Here is an 18,412-nt window from a genome sequence, read left to right on the forward strand (position 1 = left end):
CCTTGACCGCACACGAGCAGTACCGACCCCTGGAGGCCGCGCCCACCGGCACCGGGGACGGCGCCGGACCCAGCCCGGTCCAGCGCCGGTGCACACGGCCCCCGCGGAAGCATCTTCGCTCCGCGGTCGCACGGTCCCGATGCCCCGTATCCGCCGGGCCATCGGCGAGAACCTCAGGAAGGCGCTGCTGGAGCAGGCACAGCTCACCAGCACGGTCGAGGCCGATGTCACGCGTCTGATGCGCCTGCGGAACCGGGCGAAGGACGGTTTCCTGGCCCGCGAGGGCCTCAAGCTGTCCCCCCTGCCCTTCTTCCTCAAGGCAGCCGCCCAGGCTCTGAAGGCTCATCCCGTCGTCAACGCCAGGATCAACGACCACGAGGGGACGATCACCTACTTCGACACCGAGAACGTCGGCATCGCCGTCGACACGGAGAGCGGGTTGATGACCCCGGTCGTCAAGGCGGCCGGTGACCTCACCGTCGCCGGACTCGCCCGGGCCGTCCACGACCTGGCGGACCGGGCCCGCAGTGGCCACCTCACCCCCGACGACGTGTCGGGCGCGACCTTCACTCTCTCCGACACCGGTTCGCGCGGCGCACTGTTCGACACGGTCATCGTGCCCCCGAACCAGGCGGCGATCCTCGGCGTGGGCACCACGGTCAGGAGGCCCGGTGTCGTGCGCAGTGGTGACGAGGAGGTAGTCGGGATCCGGGATCTGGTGCACCTGTCCTTGTCGTACGACCACCGGCTGGTGGACGGGGCGGACGCGGCCCGATACCTGACGTCGGTCAAGGCACTCCTGGAAACCGCGGCGTTCGAGGACGAGTTGTACCCCGACGCCCTGGCGTGAGTATGGGCCACCGAGGGTGGCAGGCCGGCCGGAGGGAGCGGGTCGGTGAGGGGGGTGCCATCGCCGGCGCCCCCCTTCACCATGCCGGGGGCGTGTCGTGGTCCGTACCCCCTTCACTCCGCCCGGGGGCGCCCTGTCCGGGCTTCACCGTCGGCGAGAGGACTGGCCGGGCGCCAGGTCGTTCACCCGGACCCAGGCGGTTACGGCACCGCCCTCCTCCGTCCGCCGGACGGGAAAGGGCGCGTGACGCAGCATCCCTTCGACCCGTTCGTCGCCGGTCAGGAAGAAGCCGTGAAGGGTCGTCCAGCCTCCGGCGCGCGCGTGCTGCCCCAGGTGGTGGAGCAGGCGGGTGCCGAGTCCGCGGCCCTGCCATGAGTCCTCGACGAGAAGCGCCGCCTCCGCGGATGTGTGATCCGGCATCAGATGGCCCATGGCCACGATGCGACCGGTGGCGCCCCGCGCCGCGAGGTGTACGGAACCGGGTCGGGAGAGCAGAGCGGGCAGATAGGTGCGCGGGTCAGCCATCGCCCGGTGGTAACGGCTCCACAGGGTCTGTGGCGAGCAGCGCCGGTGCATCGCCACGGTGCGGGCGAGATGACCGGGGCCTATCGGAATGATCCGCGGTTCGCGGCGCATGAGTCGCTCCTTGCGCGGCCGGGGCCGGTGCGGGCGTGCACGGGCGGTTCGGCGGTCGGGGGAACGGGGTCAGCGAGCACGGCCGGGCGGACCGCAAGCGCCGGGGCCGCTGTGTTCCGGGCAGGCGAAGGGGCCGACGGGTGAACCGCCGGCCCCGGATCGCGTGGTGCGGATCAGCGCACCGAGCGAGCGGCGTCCTCGATGACGCCGGTGACCTTTCCGGGCTGCGAGACGCTGACCGCGTGGGACGCCCGCACCTCCGTGGTCCTGGCTCCTGCCCGCTCGGCCATGAACTCCTGGGCGGCGGCGGGGATGTTGCGGTCCTGGGCGGCCACCAGGACCCAGGAGGGAATGGTCTTCCAGCCGGGTTCGGCCGCGCTCTCACCGAGGGCGGCCTCGGTGACCGGTCGTTGGGTGACGGCCATCAGGTCCGTCGTGTTGCGGGGCACGTCGGCGGCGAACTGCCGGCGGAACTTGTCGTTCTGGATGTAGAGGTCGGTACCCTGCGAGCCGTCGGCGTTCGTGACCGGTACCGGACGCAGCGCTTCACCGAGGGTGCTGCCGGGAAACCGGCCGGCCAGGTCGGCAGCGCTCTCGCCCTTCTCCGGGAGGAAGGCGGCGAGGAAGACCAGCGCCTTGACGTTCTTGTTCCCGGTGGCCGCGTTGCTGATCACCGAACCGCCGTAGGAGTGACCGGCCAGGACCACGGGCCCGTCGATGCCGGCGAGGACAGCTTCGAGGTAGGCGGCGTCACCGCTCAGGGAACGCAGCGGGTTGGCGACGGCCACGACCGGATAGCCGTCGTCGTGGAGCCTGTCGATGACGCCGTTCCAACTCGTTGAGTCGGCGAACGCACCATGGACCAGAACGACGGTGGGCTTCGGGGGTCTGACGTTGCCGCCCTTGTCGGCCGAGGCCGGGGGGACCGTGGTGACGAGCAGCCCGGCGACGACGGTGGCGGCGGCCAGGACGTTCATCGGCGTACGGGCCCGGGCGGTGAAGAAGCTTCGGTTCATGGCGAATGCCTTTCGGTTGGGATCGGTGCGCGGGACTCCCCCTGTGGGGATGCGCCGCGTGGAAGGCCGGCTGCACGGACCGCGGAGGGGCGGGGCGGGCCGCCGGGTGAAGGGGCCGGTCGCCTCGGCCGTACGTTGTGCTGCCTTCTCATCCTTGAGACAGGCGGAAAGACCAAGGTGTGACATGTCGGATGCCACTCTCCGCGGGGCATCTTGGGATCAGGGCCGGTGCCGGCCGGTGATCTCCGCGTACTCCGTGGCCGTGGGCTTGGGAACCTGCGTGCCGGGGCCGTAAAGGAACCTGCTCAGCCCGCTGCGCAGGCGCTGGACCGGGCTGGGTCCGGCGCCGTCCCCGGTGCCGGTGGGCGCGGCCTCCAGGGGTCGGTACTGCTCGTGCGCGGTCAAGGTGTGCAGCCGGGCCTGGTCGAGGGGCTCGTGGACCTCGGCGTACTCGCCGTGCGGCAGGCGCCTGATGACTCCGCTCTCGCGCCCGTGCAGCACCTTGTCGCGGTCTTGGCGCTGGAGAGCGAGGGCCACGCGCTTGGTGATCAGGAAGGCCAGCACCGGGACGGCGAAAAGGCCGATGCGCACGGCCCAGGTCACGGAGTTGACCGAAACGTGCAGACGGATGGCGATGATGTCGTTCGCGGCACCGATGAGCGCGACCGCATAGACGCTGAGCCAGGCCACGCCCAGAGCGGTGCGCACCGGGCGGTTGCGGGGGCGGTCCAGCAGGTGCTGCTCGCGGTCGTCGTCCGTGACCCAGGCCTCGATGAACGGATAGGCCCCCAGGGCCAAGAAGAGCAGCACACCGAACAGCAGGGGCAGGAGGTTGTCCAGGGCGAGCGTGTGGCCCCAGAGGCCGATCTCCCAGCCGGGCATGACACGAAGCAGTCCGTCGGCGACGCCCATGTACCAGTCGGGCTGGGAGCCGGCGGAGACCTGGTCGGGACGGAAGGGGCCGTAGTTCCACACGGGATTGATCTGGGCGACGGCGGCCATCACGGAGATCACGCCGGCCACGATGAAGCAGGAGGCGGCGGCCTTCACCGCGTACACCCTGAGCGGAAGTCCGACGACGTTGCGGCGGATGCGGCCGGGGCCGGCGTGCTGCGTGTGCCGGTGGCGCATGACCAAGGCCACGTGAGCGACCGTCAGGGCAATCATGAGGCCCGGAATGACCAGGACGTGCAGGGTGTTGAAGCGGGCGATCAGATCCTCACCGGGGAACTCACCGCCGAACAGGAAGAACGACAGGTAGGTCCCTACGACCGGGACCGACAGGATCGTGCCGTTCACGACCTGGAGGCCGGTGCCGGACAACAGGTCGTCCGGCAGGTCGTAGCCGGTGAGGCCACCGAACATCGCCAGGATGAACAGTCCGAACCCCAAGAGCCAGTTCAGCTCTCGGGGCTTGCGGAAGGCACCGGTGAAGAAGACCCGCAGCAGGTGGACGAAGACGGCGGCGACGAAGATCAGGGCCGCCCAGTGGTGTGCCTGGCGGACGAGCAGACCGCCGCGGACGTCGAAGGAGAGGTGCAGCGTCGAGTCGAAGGCCTCCGACACGAGTCGGCCTCTCAGGGGGAGGTAGCTGCCCTCATAGACCACGAGCTCGGAGGAGGGGTGGAAGTAGAAACTCAGATAGACGCCGGTGATCATCAGGACCACCAGACTGTAGAGCGCGATCTCGCCGAGCATGAACGACCAGTGGTCGGGGAAGACCGGGCGCCGAGCCGAGCGGGCGACACCGCGGCGGCCCACTCGGCTGTCCACCCAGCGGGCGACTCCCTCTCCCGTGTGCCCCTGCTCCGGCTCGACCGGTCGGCTGTCGTAGCCCATCTCTTCACCTGTTTCCCTGCGTCACCCGCAGCTCGCCGCGGCCGGGACCCCTGTCCGGGGCTCTGCCGTGGATGTGTGGCGCCGCTGTGGCACGGGGCGTACGGCCGCCGTTCCATCCATGGCTGCGCGTGCCGGCGATCCGACGGGCCGCCCGGGCGCGGGGACCGGGGCATACCTGTGGCACGGCGCGTCCGGCTCGTCCACGGCTGTGCTGTTCGGGCATGATTCATGAACTGCTGTCGTCACCATGACCGGCTGTACCGTTCGGGTGTGACAGGGGCTGTTCCCGGGGCACGAAGCGACCGGCCGGGCACGGTATCCGGCCCGGTGCCCAGGGGTCAGCGGCGGACCACGTTCTCGAGTTCCTCATCCGCGGCGAAGCGGATCAGCTGGCAGCGGATGAGCCTTTCGAGGCGAGGCCAGAGGCCAGCGGTGAACGCGCCGATGTGCGGGGTGAGCAGCACACCGGGTACGGACCGGAGCGGATGTCCCGGGGGAAGCGGCTCGGGGTCCGTCACGTCCAGGGCGGCCCGCAGCCGGCCTTCGTGGGTCTCCTTCAGCAGGGCGTCGGTGTCGACAACCGCCCCACGGGACACGTTGACGAGCAGGGCGTCGTCCTTCATGCGGGCCAGCATGCCCGCGTCGAAGAGCTGACGGGTCTTCGGGGTCAGGGGCGTGGACAGCACGACGACGTCCGCGTCCGCCACGAGCCGGGGCAGACGCGCGGTGGAATGGACCGGCCCCAGGAGCGCGTCCCGGTCCCGACTGGCGACGCGGGTCACCACGCAGCCGAAGGGCAGGAGCAGCTCCTCCAGCGCGGAACCCACGGCGCCGTAGCCCACGATCAGCACGGACCGCTCGTACAGGGAGGAGAAGACGTGGGTGTCCCCCGCCCCGCGGTCCTGGGCGCGGACCGAATCCGGAATGCCCCGCAGCGAGGTGAGAATCAGCGTCAGGGCCAGTTCGGCCGTGCCGGGAGCGGCGGCACCGCGCGCGTCGCACAGGGTGACCGGACGGGGAAGCCGGTCGAGCTCTCCTCGTAGTCCGTCCGTGCCCGAACTGAGTGCCTGAACCACCCGGAGACGTGTCATGCCGGACAGGGGCTTCCTGATGATGTCGATGTCCTTGGTCAGGGGCGGGGCGTAGAACTCCACCCGAGCCGGGTCCGAAGGGAAGGCCGAACGGCCGTCCCAGCAGGCGTACTCGAGTGCTGGCGGCAGATCGGCGAGACGGACGAATTGCGCGGGCAGCCATACCTGGGGTGAGCGTGCGGTCATAACCATGTCTTCCGCTTTCCGTCGGGGTTCGGGGGCCTGACGCGGCCGGAATCCGCCGGTGCGCGGCCTCGGGGCCACCGATCCGGGTCGCGCCCTCGCGGGTGGCGGTCGGTGGCAGGTCCGGCTCGGAGACCGGCAGAGAGATGACTACGCGTGCCACTCCTCTGTGACAGCACGGGCCCGTGGCGGGTGTCACCCCCGCCCCGCAGTAGGACCCCCTGCGTTCACTACGTGTCACATGCTCGGCCCGCATGCTGTCTTGGTGGGCATGCACCTTGTCACCACACCGGCGCCCGTCACTCAGCCGGACTCCTACGCCGTCACCGCCGAGTTCTACGACATCCTGCAGGCCGAGCGAGACGGAGAGCGCGTCCGCGACCTCTACGCCCGGCAGGTCGCGCAGGCCCGTCTCGGCATACTGGACATCGGTGCCGGGACCGGACGGGTCACGCTGATGAGCCTGGCGGAGTCCGAGGCCGACATCCACGCGATCGAACCCGCACGGGCCATGCGCACCTCTCTGCTCACCCGACTCGCCGTCCTGCCGGAGCGTCAGCGGGATCGCGTGACCGTGCACCCGCACGCCCTGGACCGGGCGGAGTTGTACGCGGTCGCGGACGTGGCCGTGTGCCACAACACGATCGCCTGTCTGCCACCGGCCGCGCGTCACGTCCTCTGGCCCGCCGTCCACGCTGCCCTGGCCCCGGGCGGGTCGCTCTTCCTGGAGCTGCCGCCCGAGACGCCGCCCGCTCGCGACATCGTGCACCGGCTGCCGGAGAAGCGGGTGGGCGCGCACGCGTACGGCGGACGAATGTCCATGTCGGCGGCGGGCTACCGCATCCGCGCGCGCGTCGACTACTGGGTGCGCGACGAGCGCCGAGTGCTCCGCACGCACTCGGAATCGTTCTGGATGTGGCCCGCGTCGCGCTCCCGGATCGTGGAGGAGCTGGCGCGGCACGGATTCCTCCCACTGCCCGAGCACGGCCATCCGCGCGTCCTGGCCGTTTCGCGGCCGGCCCGCTGGTGAGGCGGTCACGGTGAGCACCCGGGGTGCCCGGCCCGGGGTGCCCGCCCGGTCGTGTCACACCACGTGTCCTCGCCCGGTCTGAAAAGTGTCGGACCGCTCGGTTCGTCGTGTACGCCTCACAAACTGGAACGGGTATCTCATGCCGCGTACTCATGCGTTCGTGATCGTCGGAGGCGGCCTGGCCGCCGCCAAGGCCGCGGAGGAACTGCGCGAGCACGGCCACCACGGGCCGCTCCTCGTCATCGGGAACGAGCGGGAACGGCCCTACATCCGGCCACCGCTGTCCAAGGGGTACCTCCTGGGCAAGGAGGGCCGGGACTCCCTCTACGTGCATCCCGAGAGCTGGTATCGGGACAACGACGTCGACCTGCTCCTGGGCACGCGTGTGACGTCATTGAACCCACATGCCGCCGAGGTGACGCTGGACGACGGCCGTCGCGTGCCTTACGCGGGGCTGCTCCTGGCCACCGGTTCCTCGCCCCGCCGCCTGTCCGTGCCGGGCGCGGGGCTGGACGGCGTGCTGTACCTCCGGCGCATGGAGGACAGCGACCGGCTCAAGGCGGCATTTACCGCAGGTGCGCGGATCGTGGTGGTCGGCGGTGGATGGATCGGACTGGAGACGGCGGCGGCGGCTCGTACGGCCGGGGCGGAAGTGACCTTGCTGGAGCGCGGGGAGCTGCCCCTGTCGAAGGTACTGGGCCGGGAGGCGGCCGAGGTCTTCGCCGGCCTTCACATGGACCACGGTGTGGATGTCCGCTCCCACGCCCGCGTCGAACGCATCACCGGTACCGGGGGCCGCGTCGACGGAGTCCGTCTCGCCGACGGCAGTCACCTGCCCGCAGATGCCGTGGTGGTGGGCGTCGGCATCACTCCCGACGTCCGTCTGGCCGAGGAGGCCGGCCTCGACGTGCGTAACGGCATCGTGACGGACGCGCACCTGCGGACTTCCGCGGCAGGCGTCCACGCCGCCGGTGACGTCGCCAACGCCTTCCACCCCCGCCTCGGCCGCCATCTGCGCGTGGAGCACTGGGCCAACGCCCTGCATCAGCCGCGTACCGCCGCGCTGAGCATGCTCGGCCGGGAAGCGGTGTACGACCGGCTGCCGTACTTCTACACCGACCAGTACGACCTCGGCATGGAGTACACCGGGTACACGGAACCGGGCGGCTACGACCGCGTCGTCTTCCGCGGCTCACGGGAAGAGCTCCGGTTCGTGGCGTTCTGGATGTCCGGCAGACGGGCGCTGGCCGGGATGAGCGTCAACGTGTGGGATGTCATCGGAACGGTCCGCGCTCTGATCGAGTCGGGCGTGGAGACGGAAGATGCCGTCCTCGCCGATCCCTCGGTTCCGCTGGAAAGCCTGATTCCCGCGCACGTGCGAGCAGACCGAGCCCAGTCATGACCGGCCGTACGCCCGCACCACTGCGGCCGATGCCGGACGACTGGCGACGGGCCCTGGCCGTGGTGGCCCATCCCGACGATCTCGAGTACGGATGCTCGGCGGCCGTGGCCTCCTGGGTGGCCGCCGGCAGGGAGGTCACCTACGTGCTCGCCACCCGGGGTGAGGCGGGCATCGACACGCTGGCTCCCGAGCGGGCCCGGGTGCTGCGGGAGGCGGAGCAGCGTGCCGCCGCCGCGGCCGTCGGCGTCAGCGTGGTGGAGTTCCTCGACCACCGGGACGGTGTGGTCGAGTACGGCGTCCCGCTGCGGCGCGACATCGCCGCGGCCGTGCGGCGTCACCGTCCCGAGCTGGTGATCACGCTGAACCACCGGGACACGTGGGCCCCCGGTGCCTGGAACACCCCGGACCACAGGGCGGTGGGACGCGCGGTGCTGGACGCGGCCGCGGACGCCGGCAACCGCTGGATCTTCCCGGAACTCACCGAGCGGGGACTTCCGCCCTGGAACGGCGTGCGATGGGTGGCCGTCGCCAACTCGCCCACGCCGTCCCACGCCGTGTCCGCCCGGGCCGGCTTCGAACGGGGGGTGCAGTCCCTGCTGCGGCACCGGACCTACATCGAAGCCCTGACCGAGGAGGACCCCGAGACGTACGCGCGCCGCTTCCTGTCCGCCGGCACCGGCGCCCACCGTGCCCGGTTCGACGGCGGTCCCGCTGTCGCCTTCGAACTGTTCAGCCGATGACCAGGTCCCTCGGCTGTCGCGCGGCTCTCGTCCCCATCACCGTTCTTCCGCACGAGCCCGTGCCGGGAAAGGACCGATCATGACGTACGACTACCTCTCCGTCCTGGACGCCGGGCCCTCCGACGGCGTCGACCCCGACCAGTTCGTACGCGCGGCCGTGCGCTGGCACTTCGACCCGGCGACCGGCTCCCGCTACTGGCTCGACCGGGCCGAACGGCTCGACTTCGACCCGCGGCGGGACATCAGGGGCGTCGACGACCTGTCGCTCTTCCCCGACCTGACCGGCGAACTGCGCCATGTCCCGGTGGCCGACCTGATCCCCCGGGGGTACGGCGGCGACGCCCGGCTGCTCAACGTCTTCGACAGCGGCGGTACGACCGGGGCGCCCAAGCGGGTCGTGCAGCTCGACGACTGGACGCGGCACAGCACCGCGCAGGTCGACACACGTCTGCGGGAGCACGGGCTGCCCACCGGTGCACAGTGGCTGACCGTGGCGCCGACCGGCCCGCACCTCGTGGGGGACGTGCTCCAGAGGGCGGCGGCGTCCCTCGGCGGCCCGGGGCTGAGCATCGACATGGACCCGCGGTGGGTCAGGAAGCTGATCGCCGCGGGCCGGAGCGAGGAGGTCGAGTCCTATACCGACCATCTCGTCGAACAGTGCCGGCGCGTTCTGCTGACCCAGGACATCGGGGTGCTGGCCGCCACCACTCCGCTGCTGGAGCGCTTCGCCCGCGAGGACGACCTCCTGGAGCGGATCAACGCCTCCGTCCGGGCCATCGTCTGGGGCGGCACGCACATGGACCCCGACACCCGTCATCTGCTGGCCACGGAGGTCTTCCCCGACGTGCCGCTCATCGGCATGTACGGCAACACCATGATGCTCACCGCACTGCTCGAGCGAGCCGGCCTCGGCTCCTCGCAGCCCTGCGTCTTCGACCCGGTGTCGCCGTACGTGTTCCTCTCCGTCGTCGACCCCGCCACCAAGGAACGCGTCGAGGTGGGCCGGCGGGGTCAGGTGGTGGTCAGCCACGTCAGCAAGTCCATGCTCATCCCGAACAACGCCGAACGGGACACGGCCGTACGCGCACTTCCGGTGAGCGGCCACGCCGGCGACGCCGTGGCGGACGTGGCACCCGTGACCACGGTGAAGGGCGAGACCGTGATCGAGGGTGTGTACTGATGGCCGCGGCAGACGCCCCCGAACCGCTGTACCTGGACGCGCTGGGCCATCGCGGCCCCTACCGCACCCGCGTACCGGGCAGGGTGACGGACGTGTCCGGTGCCGAGGTGGCGCGGCTCAGCCTGGTACCGCCGGTCTACGTCGACCGGGCGCTGGCCGCACTGCGCAGAGCCGACGCGTTCCCTCCGGCCGGCCTTGACGCGCTGCTGGAAGTGGCCGCCGAGGAGTTCGCCAACGGCACCGTCGGCGGGCTCGGCGTGCGGGAGTACGAGCACCTGGTCAGCAGGACCTCAGGTACTCCGCTGGCCGTGGTGCGCGACGCGACCCGGGGCACCGCGCGATTCGTCAGCCGCGCACGTTCGTCCGCCGAGCAGGGCAGGCCGCGCGGGACGGTCCGGGACGGACGGGATCCCTCATCCGCGGCCGGGCACGCCGTGTGGGCGCGTAGGGGCGAGGTGTTCGCCGTCAACGCCTCCGGCAATCACCCCGGCGTCCACCGGGTGTGGCTGGAGGCACTGGCCCTGGGCTACCGCGTCGCCGTACGGCCGTCGCGACGGGAGCCGTTCACCCCGCACCGCCTGGTCGGGGCACTCCACCGGGCGGGCGTCGGGACGGACCGGCTGGTGTTGCTGCCGACGGACCACCACACCGCGGGAACTCTGATCCGCGGCGCCGACCGCGCCGTCGTGTACGGCGGCGACGAAGTCGTCGCCCGCTACGCGCACGATGCGCGTGTGCTGCCTCAGGGGCCCGGCAGGACGAAGATCCTCGTCACCGCGGACACGGACTGGCGCGAGCACCTGGACACGATCGTGGGGTCCGTCGCCGACGAAGCGGGCACCGCGTGCGTCAACGCCACCGCCGTATTCGTCGAGGGCGACCCGGCACCGCTCGCCGAGGCCCTCGCCGCGCGTCTGTCCCGGCTGCCGGGCCTGCCGCCCCAGGACTCCCGCGCGGTTCTCCCGGTGTGCCCGTTCGACAGGGCTCGGGCGCTCGACTCCTACCTGCGGTCGGTCGCGATGGGGACCCGCGCCTGGCTCGGTGGGGACGGCATCGTCGAGGACCTCGGGGATGGCAGCGCCGTCCTGCGACCGGCCGTTCATCAGGTCGTCGACGCCGGCGCCCCGCAGCTGCGGACCGAACTGCCCTTCCCCTGCGTGTGGGTGGCTCCGTGGAAGCGCTCGGACGGAGTTGCTCCGCTGCGGGAGACGCTGGTGCTCTCGGTCCTCTCCCGCGATCGTGCACTGCTCGACCTGCTGGTGGCGGAACCCACCATCGCGAATGTGTACGCGGGTGACCATCCGACCTACTGGATGGCTCCAGGAGTGCCCCACGACGGCTATCTCTCGGACTTCCTGATGCGCGGCAAGGCCGTCGTGGGCGTCGGCTGAGACGGGTCAGTGGGGCAGGAGCAGCATCACGGCCGTGCCCATCGCCATGGCGCCGTCGCGCACGTGCCCGCAGGGGTCCGTCGCGGCGGCGCGGTGCACGGCGTCGGTCGAGGTCCGCAGCGCCGGCATGGGGCGCGTCAACGACCAGAGGGAGCAGCCGAGGAGATACACCGTCAGCGCGGCGGTGACCATGCTCGCCGTCATCGAGACGCTCGCGGTATGACCGTGGGTCAGCGGGTGCGGTGCGGCCGTGGCACCTCCGGCGAGGGTCTCGTGGGCGGGAACCACCATGCCGGGCGGTGGCCACGACATCCAGGCCATCGCGGCCATGCCGGCGGCGGACGGCAGCCTGCCGGAGATCAGCGCGAGGTTGCCCCCGCGCCGGTGGCGGAATGCGGTGAGCGGGAACCACAGGGCGGCGGCGGCGAAAAGCACCGTCGTCGTCCGGCCGGACAGAGGCCGGTAGAAGCTCCAGGGCATCGCGGCCATGCCCGCCGCCATGGTGAAGTGCAGGAGGTGGTCCACCCGGTCGCGGACCTCCGCTCCCGGTGACCGGACACCCTGCCTCCACACGTGCAGGGCCACGAGCGTGAACAACAGTGTCAGCATGTAGTGCAGGCCATCGAGAGCCGGCGTCCTGTCCGACACGGTGAGCGCCTCCTGAGGTACATGACGGTTCGCCCTCCTGACCAGGTACGCGATCGTTCCGTGACGGAGCGGAGTCCACGGAGTGGGCACCCCTGACCGGCGTTCCGTTGCCACGGTGTGCCAAATGAGGGCGCTGAAGGCACGCCACCACCGGCCGTCGGAGCGTCTGTCAGCGGCCGCTTGTAGCATGGGGTGCACGAAGCCAGAAGGGACGTTCCATGCACGCTGGCGCCCGACCCGGCACCCTTGATCAAGCGACGAAGGATTTCCTCGCGGCCCGACCGCAGCTCTTCGGCATCGCGTACCGCATCCTGGGCAGCACGGCCGAGGCCGAGGACATCGTGCAGGATGCCTGGCTGCGGTGGCAGAACACCGATCGTTCGCAGGTGCACGAACCGGCTGCCTTCCTGACCACGGTAGCCACGAGGCTGGCGATCAACCTGGCCCAGTCCGCTCGGGTACGCCGGGAGTCCTACATCGGACCGTGGCTTCCCGAGCCCGTCGACACCGCGCAGGATCCACAACTGGGCGCGGAGCGGGCCGAGGCCCTGGAGATGGCGGTCCTGCTCCTGATGGAGAAGTTGAACCCCGTGGAGCGCACCGCCTACGTGCTCCGGAAGGCGTTCGACTACTCCTACGGACGCATCGCGGAGATCCTGGAGACCACTGAGGCGAACGCGCGCCAGTTGGTCAGCCGCGGCCGGAGGCACTTGGCCGCCGAGCGCAAGGAGGCCGTCAGCCCCAAAGCCCACCGACGGCTGCTGGAGGTGTTCCTGTCCGCGGCACGGACCGGCGATCTGTCCGTGCTGGAGGACGTGCTCACCGCCGACGTCGTCAGCTACTCGGACGGCAACGGCATGCGCGGCGCGTCCAGGATCCCGGTCATCGGGCGGCTGCACGTCTCTCAGTACCTCGTGGCGTTCGCTCCGCGCTTCTGGCCGCGATCGGAGATCAGGTGGGTCGAGGCGAACGGCAGGCCGGCCGTGTTGGTCTCGTCCGACGACGAAGCCGTCGCCCTGCTGACCGCCGACATCTCGGCGGATGGTATCGACCGGCTCATGTGGGTGATGAGCCCGGCCAAACTGGCGCCGTACGTGGCCTCTCTGCGCGGCTGACCGACCGCCGAGGTGTCGCGGCTCCGAGGGGCAGACGTCACAAGAGCGCTCGCCTTCCGGTCATCTGGTAGTCCCGGGCCCTATCGGGCCGCGTACCACGACCACAACGGAGTCATGCCGTGCATGAGCGGATCCAGTTGCCCACCCTGTCTACGGAAATGGACTACGACGGGGTGGAGTTCTCGCCCATCTACACGACCACGGTGACCGTGCACGGTGGTACGGCCTCGCACGGCCGGGCCTCCGGCCACGCGCGCTCGGCCGACGGCGCCCTGGACCTCCAGTTGCGGATGCCGGCCGCGCTGGGCGGCGACGGCCGGGGAACCAACCCCGAACAGCTCTTCGCCGCCGGTTTCGCCGCGTGTTTCCACGGCGCCCTGAGCCTGCTGGCACGACAGGAGGCACTCGACCCTGCGGCGATCTCCGTGGTGGCGACCGTCGCGTTCGGACGTGACCCGGAGGACGGTGGCTATCTGCTGCGTGTCGATCTGGTGGTGCGGTGGCCCGGCGTCGCACCGGAGACGGCCGACGTTCTTCTCGCGAAGGCCGACGCGTTGTGTCCCTACGCGCGCATGGCGTGGCGAGGCACACCCACCACGATCACACTCGCCCGCTGAACCTGCACGGCCCTCAGGGCGGTCAGGAGGGGAACCACAGATCTGCGTCGGCCGCTTCTTCCTTACGGACGCTGAAGACGGATATGCCCTTCTTCCGTGAACTCTGCCGGGGGAGTGCCTCGACGACGGGGTGATCACCGGGGGCGTCACGCTGTCCCCGCGGCTCGGATCCCCGCGTTTCGAAGTACTCCCCATTGACGGCGAGATAGTGGGCCCAGTGCCGCGGCAGATCGTCCTCGTGGAAGATGGCCTCCACCGGGCAGACAGGTTCACACGCATGGCAGTCGACGCACTCCGCCGGGTGGATGTAGAGCGTGCGTGAACCCTCGTAGATGCAGTCCACGGGGCACTCGGTGACGCAGGCCCGGTCCTTGATGTCGACACAGGGCTGTGCGATGACGTACGTCATGTCGTCACTCTCCTAGGACGTCGGGCAGATCTCGGCACGGCTCGTACGGGCGTCGGGTTCGCCAGGTTGACCGGGGACGGCGACATGGTGTGACACGCGTGCGCCGCCCCCGTCACAAACGGCCGCCTGACCTGGTCCTAGTCAGTGACCATCCAGAGCGACGGGAGCAATCGTGCCTCTCACCGAACAACGTCTATCCACCACGGTGCTGGTGATCGGTACCGGCGGGGCCGGCCTGCGGGCGGCGATCGAGCTGGCCGAGGCCGGTGTCGACGTCATCGCCGTCGGCAAGCGCCCCAAGGAGGACACCCACACCTCCCTGGCTGCCGGCGGCATCAACGCGGCCCTGGCCACCATGGACCCCGAGGACTCCTGGCAGCAGCACGCCGCGGACACGCTGAAGGAGAGCTACCTGCTCGGCGACCCCCGCACCGCCGAAATCGTCACCCGTGGCGCGGCCCTGGGCATCGACGACCTGGAGCGGTACGGCATGGCCTTCGCCCGCGAAGAGGACGGCCGCATCTCGCAGCGCTTCTTCGGTGCCCACACGTTCCGCCGTACGGCCTTCGCCGGTGACTACACCGGCCTGGAGATCCAGCGCACTCTCATCCGGCGCGCGAACCAGCTGAACATACCGATGCTGGACAGCGTGTACATCACACGTCTCCTGGTCCACGACGGTGCCGTCTTCGGGGCCTACGGCTTCGACCTGGCCAACGGCACCCGGCACCTCGTGCACGCGGACGCCGTCATCCTCGCGGCCGGGGGGCACACACGCATCTGGCGGCGCACCTCATCGCGCCGGGACGAGAACACCGGCGACTCCTTCCGACTGGCGGTCGAGGCCGGAGCCCGCCTGCGCGACCCCGAACTGGTGCAGTTCCACCCGTCCGGCATCATCGAACCGGAGAACGCCGCCGGGACCCTGGTCAGCGAGGCCGCCCGCGGTGAGGGCGGCGTCCTGCGCAACGCCCTCGGCGAGCGGTACATGAACCGCTACGACCCCGAGCGCATGGAACTCTCCACGCGCGACCGCGTGGCCCTGGCGTCCTACACAGAGATCAGAGAAGGCCGTGGCACGGCCAACGGAGGGGTCTGGCTCGACGTCTCCCACCTGCCCCGTCAGACGATCATGAGCCGGCTGCCCCGGGTGTACCAGACGCTCCTGGACCTGCAGATGCTCGACATCACCCGGGATCCCATCGAGGTGGCCCCCACGGCGCACTACTCGATGGGCGGCGTCTGGGTACGTCCCGAGGACCACAGCACCGACGTCCGGGGCCTGTACGCCATCGGTGAGGCATCCAGCGGTCTGCACGGTGCCAACCGCCTGGGCGGCAACAGCCTGATCGAGCTCCTCGTCTACGGCCGCATCACCGGCCGGGCCGCTGCCGCGTACTCGGAGTCGCTCACCGCGCAGCCCCGGTCCACGACCGCTGTGGCACACGCGCGTTCCGAGGTCGACGCACTCCTCGCCGCCGACGGGCCCGAGAACGTCCGCGCGCTCCAGCGAGCCATCCGCGACACCATGACCCAGCACGCGGGTGTCGTCCGGGACGACGAGGGGCTGCGTACCGGCTTGGCGGAACTGGACACCATCGAGAAGCGCATGCAGAACGTCGGGGTCCATCCCGACATCGCCGGCTTCCAGGACCTCGCCCACGCCTTCGACCTCAAGTCGGCGGCGCTGGCGGCGCGCGCCACCCTCGAAGCGGCGCTGGAACGCAGGGAGACCCGTGGTTGTCACAACCGCAGCGACTTCCCCGACATGGATCCTGCCTTCCGCGTCAACCTCGTCTGGTCCCCGGCGACCGGTATCACACACGAGCCCATTTCCGCCGTGCCCGACGAGATCTTGTCCCTCATGGCGGAAGTCTCCACCGAGGGAAAGCTCGTCGAGTAATGCCTGGTGATGAGAAATGCCGGTGCAGGCAGCCTTCTTGTCACAGAAGAAGTGAGTACCCGGTCTCTCCAAGTGCAGGCCATATCGCACATCCCGAAAGGAATTCACCATGAAGGTCGTAGTCATCGGCGGAACCGGTCTGATCGGCTCGAAGCTGGTATCTAAGCTCAACGAGCACGGTCACGAGGCGGTGCCCGCCGCTCCCAACACCGGCGTCAACACGCTCACGGGCGAGGGCCTGGCCGAGGTCCTGACCGGCGCCTCCGTCGTGGTCGACGTCTCCAACTCCCCCTCGTTCGAGGACGAGGCCGTCATGGAGTTCTTCCGCACCTCCACCACCAACCTCCTCAAGGCCGAGGCGAACGCCGGTGTGACGCACCACGTGGCGCTGTCCGTGGTGGGCACGGAGCGGCTCCAGGAGAGCGGCTACTTCCGTGCCAAGCAGGCACAGGAGGGTCTGATCAAGGAATCGGGCATCCCGTACTCCGTCGTGCACGCCACGCAGTTCTTCGAGTTCATGAAGGGCATCGCCGAGTCGGCGACCGACGGTGACACCGTCCGGCTGGCGCCGGTCAGGATCCGGCCCATCTACTCGGACGACGTGGCCGCCGCCGTCGGCCGCACGGCGGTGGGGACACCGGTGGGCGGAGTCGTCGAGGTCGCCGGCCCGGAGGAGTTCCAGCTCGACGAGTTGATCCGCAAGGGCCTGGCCGCAAAGAAGGACCCTCGCCAGGTGGTGACCGACGTGCACGCTCCGTACTTCGGTGCGGAATTGCAGGAGGCAACGCTGCTTCCCGGTCCGGACGCGCAGATCGCCGCGACCCGTTTCGCCGACTGGCTCGCGCAGCAGCACTGAGCCATCGGAAGGGGCGGACCCCGGCAGAGGGATCCGCTCCGGTCGGAGGGGGCCTGTCGTCCGCATCGCGGCGCGGCGGGCCCCTCGTCATCTCCGGCACGAGTCGAAGCGCCGGCAGACCGTGCCGCCCTCGGACAGCAACCACAGAGAGAGCGAACCACCATGCTGATACAACGTGACAAGGCCGCTTCGAAGAACCCGGGCTCGTACCCGGGCGTGACCGGTGTGTACACCATCGATCCGGTCCACAGCACGATCGGCTTCTCCGTCCGACACGCGATGATCACGAACGTCCGCGGCCGGTTCGACCGTTTCGAAGGCCTTCTGGAACTCGAGGGCTCCGCCCCGTCACGTTCCCGGGCGCACGTGAGTGTCCAGACCGACAGCCTGGACACGGGCATCGCGGACAGGGACGCGCACCTCGCGGGACCCGACTTCTTCGACTCCGCGACCTTTCCCCTGATGACCTTCCGTTCCACGGGCATCTCGCCGCTCGGCGACGACGAGTTCCGCCTCATGGGCAGCCTGCGTATCAAGGACATCGAACTGCCCCTGGCCATCGACCTGGTCTACGGAGGGGCCGGCGTCGGCGCCGACGGCGCCCATCGAGTCGGCTTCGAGGGCTCCGCCACGCTGCGGCGTTCGGACTGGGGGCTGGTCTGGAACGCACCGCTGGAGACCGGGGGTGTCCTCATCAGCGACAAGGTCCACCTGAGCCTCGACATCTCGGCTGTGAAGGCAGAGCGGGACTCGGAGGCCTGACCGCGGCAGCGGCCCGAAGGGACAGCGGTGTGGGTGGGCGGCGTGGCCGGAATCCGGACCACCCCGCCCACCCACGTCTGTGCCGACCGGCCCCTGGCGGCGTCCTGGCCCGCTCAGGCGGCATTCTCCGCCGTACACCGCACACGTACCGGACGCCGTCGCAGGGCGCGGCGCTCCCGTTCCGTGGTACCTCCCCATATGCCCTCGACCGGTCCCATCTCGACGGCCCACGCCAGGCACCGCTGCATGACGGGGCAACGGCGGCAGACCGCTTTCGCGTCCTCCGTCTGTATCGTCACCGGCCCACTGTTGATGCTTCCGACCGGAAAGAAGAGTTCAGGGTCTTCACGCAGGCAGAGGCCCCGCACACGCCAATTCATGGAATGACTCCTGTAGGTGAAACGGATATCGGTTCCGGGGGTGGCTCGTGAAACGAGAAAAGCGTCAGGTTTCGCATTGCCGCTTTTCACTGGAAAGACCGGACGCCCGGTGCGGGTGTGACATCCGGCCATGACCGGATCCGTCACGGCAAGGACGCACCGCGGCACGGGACGAGCAGCTGGTCCGGACCGCCGGAAACAAATCCCCGCGAAAGTGTTACGAAGCGTCCGCCTCGCCGGTCACTCGGGACGGAGGCGTGCACAGCGCCCTGCCGGATGCCTCGATGGGGCCGGCCGCTCCCGAGGTCTTCGACAGAGAGTCAGCCGACCGCCTCCGCCCACACACCGGCAACAGAGAAACGGA

17 protein-coding genes and 1 pseudogene are annotated in these 18,412 nt (G+C 70.1%); 11 read left to right on the top strand and 7 right to left on the bottom strand.

Annotated elements, in window-relative coordinates:
- Positions 1 to 850: 2-oxo acid dehydrogenase subunit E2 (locus EAO72_RS43095; RefSeq protein ID WP_261991515.1), on the top strand; the 850-nt coding region annotated here is incomplete at its 5' end.
- Positions 851 to 994: 144 nt separating this feature from the next.
- Here the strand turns inward: EAO72_RS43095 and EAO72_RS16410 are convergent.
- The 4 genes from EAO72_RS16410 to EAO72_RS16425 all read right to left on the bottom strand — a co-directional run bounded on the left by EAO72_RS16410 (position 995) and on the right by EAO72_RS16425 (position 5,618).
- Complete coding sequence (locus EAO72_RS16410) at positions 995 to 1,486, bottom strand: GNAT family N-acetyltransferase (protein ID WP_148018081.1); 492 nt, start codon at positions 1,484 to 1,486, stop codon at positions 995 to 997.
- 173 nt (positions 1,487 to 1,659) lie between these two features.
- The gene (locus EAO72_RS16415) at positions 1,660 to 2,502 is read right to left on the bottom strand and encodes an alpha/beta fold hydrolase (protein WP_148018082.1); all 843 of its coding nucleotides are present in this window, start codon (positions 2,500 to 2,502) and stop codon (positions 1,660 to 1,662) included.
- Positions 2,503 to 2,721: 219 nt separating this feature from the next.
- Positions 2,722 to 4,341: a cytochrome bc1 complex cytochrome b subunit gene (qcrB, locus tag EAO72_RS16420; RefSeq protein ID WP_148018083.1), complete on the bottom strand. Its 1,620-nt coding sequence runs from the start codon at positions 4,339 to 4,341 to the stop codon at positions 2,722 to 2,724.
- A 338-nt stretch (positions 4,342 to 4,679) separates the two neighbouring features.
- Positions 4,680 to 5,618 (bottom strand): 2-hydroxyacid dehydrogenase, encoded by a 939-nt coding sequence (locus tag EAO72_RS16425; protein ID WP_148018084.1) that lies wholly within the window; start codon positions 5,616 to 5,618, stop codon positions 4,680 to 4,682.
- Positions 5,619 to 5,886: 268 nt separating this feature from the next.
- On the opposite strand from EAO72_RS16425, the gene EAO72_RS16430 reads away from it, so the two are divergent.
- The 5 genes from EAO72_RS16430 to EAO72_RS16450 all read left to right on the top strand — a co-directional run bounded on the left by EAO72_RS16430 (position 5,887) and on the right by EAO72_RS16450 (position 11,358).
- Complete coding sequence (locus EAO72_RS16430; protein WP_148018133.1) at positions 5,887 to 6,645, top strand: class I SAM-dependent methyltransferase; 759 nt, start codon at positions 5,887 to 5,889, stop codon at positions 6,643 to 6,645.
- Positions 6,646 to 6,784: 139 nt separating this feature from the next.
- Positions 6,785 to 8,047: an NAD(P)/FAD-dependent oxidoreductase gene (locus tag EAO72_RS16435; protein ID WP_148018085.1), complete on the top strand. Its 1,263-nt coding sequence runs from the start codon at positions 6,785 to 6,787 to the stop codon at positions 8,045 to 8,047.
- The gene (locus EAO72_RS16440; RefSeq protein ID WP_148018086.1) at positions 8,044 to 8,787 is read left to right on the top strand and encodes a PIG-L deacetylase family protein; all 744 of its coding nucleotides are present in this window, start codon (positions 8,044 to 8,046) and stop codon (positions 8,785 to 8,787) included. The genes EAO72_RS16435 and EAO72_RS16440 overlap by 4 nt, the downstream gene beginning before the upstream one ends.
- A 79-nt stretch (positions 8,788 to 8,866) precedes the next feature.
- The gene (locus EAO72_RS16445) at positions 8,867 to 9,967 is read left to right on the top strand and encodes a long-chain fatty acid--CoA ligase (RefSeq protein ID WP_148018087.1); all 1,101 of its coding nucleotides are present in this window, start codon (positions 8,867 to 8,869) and stop codon (positions 9,965 to 9,967) included.
- Positions 9,967 to 11,358: an aldehyde dehydrogenase family protein gene (locus EAO72_RS16450; protein WP_148018088.1), complete on the top strand. Its 1,392-nt coding sequence runs from the start codon at positions 9,967 to 9,969 to the stop codon at positions 11,356 to 11,358. The genes EAO72_RS16445 and EAO72_RS16450 overlap by 1 nt, the downstream gene beginning before the upstream one ends.
- Before the next feature lie 6 nt (positions 11,359 to 11,364).
- On the opposite strand, the gene EAO72_RS16455 is transcribed toward EAO72_RS16450, so the two are convergent.
- Complete coding sequence (locus EAO72_RS16455; RefSeq protein WP_148018089.1) at positions 11,365 to 12,006, bottom strand: DUF5134 domain-containing protein; 642 nt, start codon at positions 12,004 to 12,006, stop codon at positions 11,365 to 11,367.
- A gap of 218 nt (positions 12,007 to 12,224) precedes the next feature.
- Between EAO72_RS16455 and EAO72_RS16460 the strand changes: the two genes are divergently transcribed.
- Together EAO72_RS16460 and EAO72_RS16465 are read left to right on the top strand one after the other, a co-directional pair.
- Positions 12,225 to 13,121 (top strand): RNA polymerase sigma-70 factor, encoded by an 897-nt coding sequence (locus tag EAO72_RS16460; RefSeq protein ID WP_148018090.1) that lies wholly within the window; start codon positions 12,225 to 12,227, stop codon positions 13,119 to 13,121.
- A 119-nt stretch (positions 13,122 to 13,240) separates the two neighbouring features.
- Positions 13,241 to 13,738 (top strand): Ohr family peroxiredoxin, encoded by a 498-nt coding sequence (locus tag EAO72_RS16465; RefSeq protein WP_148018091.1) that lies wholly within the window; start codon positions 13,241 to 13,243, stop codon positions 13,736 to 13,738.
- Between the two features lie 100 nt (positions 13,739 to 13,838).
- Here the strand turns inward: EAO72_RS16465 and fdxA are convergent.
- Positions 13,839 to 14,147 (bottom strand): annotated as a pseudogene (gene fdxA / locus EAO72_RS16470) (ferredoxin); the annotation flags it as partial.
- 172 nt (positions 14,148 to 14,319) lie between these two features.
- On the opposite strand from fdxA, the gene EAO72_RS16475 reads away from it, so the two are divergent.
- The 3 genes from EAO72_RS16475 to EAO72_RS16485 all read left to right on the top strand — a co-directional run bounded on the left by EAO72_RS16475 (position 14,320) and on the right by EAO72_RS16485 (position 17,668).
- Positions 14,320 to 16,050 (top strand): L-aspartate oxidase, encoded by a 1,731-nt coding sequence (locus EAO72_RS16475; protein WP_148018093.1) that lies wholly within the window; start codon positions 14,320 to 14,322, stop codon positions 16,048 to 16,050.
- A gap of 109 nt (positions 16,051 to 16,159) precedes the next feature.
- A complete protein-coding gene (locus EAO72_RS16480; protein ID WP_148018094.1) occupies positions 16,160 to 16,906 on the top strand; it encodes an SDR family oxidoreductase in 747 nt (248 codons plus the stop codon).
- Between the two features lie 165 nt (positions 16,907 to 17,071).
- The gene (locus EAO72_RS16485; protein ID WP_148018134.1) at positions 17,072 to 17,668 is read left to right on the top strand and encodes a YceI family protein; all 597 of its coding nucleotides are present in this window, start codon (positions 17,072 to 17,074) and stop codon (positions 17,666 to 17,668) included.
- A 113-nt stretch (positions 17,669 to 17,781) separates the two neighbouring features.
- On the opposite strand, the gene EAO72_RS16490 is transcribed toward EAO72_RS16485, so the two are convergent.
- Positions 17,782 to 18,048 carry a WhiB family transcriptional regulator gene (locus tag EAO72_RS16490; protein WP_148018135.1) on the bottom strand — a complete coding sequence of 89 codons (267 nt, stop codon included), beginning with the start codon at positions 18,046 to 18,048 and terminating at the stop codon, positions 17,782 to 17,784.
- Between the last annotated feature and the right edge of the window lie 364 nt (positions 18,049 to 18,412).

The organism is Streptomyces sp. OR43 (genome assembly GCF_008042275.1).
Lineage (GTDB): Bacteria > Actinomycetota > Actinomycetes > Streptomycetales > Streptomycetaceae > Streptomyces.

What these genes read in the sequence shown, in the direction of transcription:
- EAO72_RS16410 (WP_148018081.1), bottom strand. Translation starts at nt 1,486, where the DNA reads ATGCGCCGCGAACCGCGGATCATTCCGATAGGCCCCGGTCATCTCGCC.
- EAO72_RS16415 (WP_148018082.1), bottom strand. Translation starts at nt 2,502, where the DNA reads ATGAACCGAAGCTTCTTCACCGCCCGGGCCCGTACGCCGATGAACGTC.
- qcrB (WP_148018083.1), bottom strand. Translation starts at nt 4,341, where the DNA reads ATGGGCTACGACAGCCGACCGGTCGAGCCGGAGCAGGGGCACACGGGA.
- EAO72_RS16425 (WP_148018084.1), bottom strand. Translation starts at nt 5,618, where the DNA reads ATGACCGCACGCTCACCCCAGGTATGGCTGCCCGCGCAATTCGTCCGT.
- EAO72_RS16430 (WP_148018133.1), top strand. Translation starts at nt 5,887, where the DNA reads ATGCACCTTGTCACCACACCGGCGCCCGTCACTCAGCCGGACTCCTAC.
- EAO72_RS16435 (WP_148018085.1), top strand. Translation starts at nt 6,785, where the DNA reads ATGCCGCGTACTCATGCGTTCGTGATCGTCGGAGGCGGCCTGGCCGCC.
- EAO72_RS16440 (WP_148018086.1), top strand. Translation starts at nt 8,044, where the DNA reads ATGACCGGCCGTACGCCCGCACCACTGCGGCCGATGCCGGACGACTGG.
- EAO72_RS16445 (WP_148018087.1), top strand. Translation starts at nt 8,867, where the DNA reads ATGACGTACGACTACCTCTCCGTCCTGGACGCCGGGCCCTCCGACGGC.
- EAO72_RS16450 (WP_148018088.1), top strand. Translation starts at nt 9,967, where the DNA reads ATGGCCGCGGCAGACGCCCCCGAACCGCTGTACCTGGACGCGCTGGGC.
- EAO72_RS16460 (WP_148018090.1), top strand. Translation starts at nt 12,225, where the DNA reads ATGCACGCTGGCGCCCGACCCGGCACCCTTGATCAAGCGACGAAGGAT.
- EAO72_RS16480 (WP_148018094.1), top strand. Translation starts at nt 16,160, where the DNA reads ATGAAGGTCGTAGTCATCGGCGGAACCGGTCTGATCGGCTCGAAGCTG.
- EAO72_RS16490 (WP_148018135.1), bottom strand. Translation starts at nt 18,048, where the DNA reads ATGAATTGGCGTGTGCGGGGCCTCTGCCTGCGTGAAGACCCTGAACTC.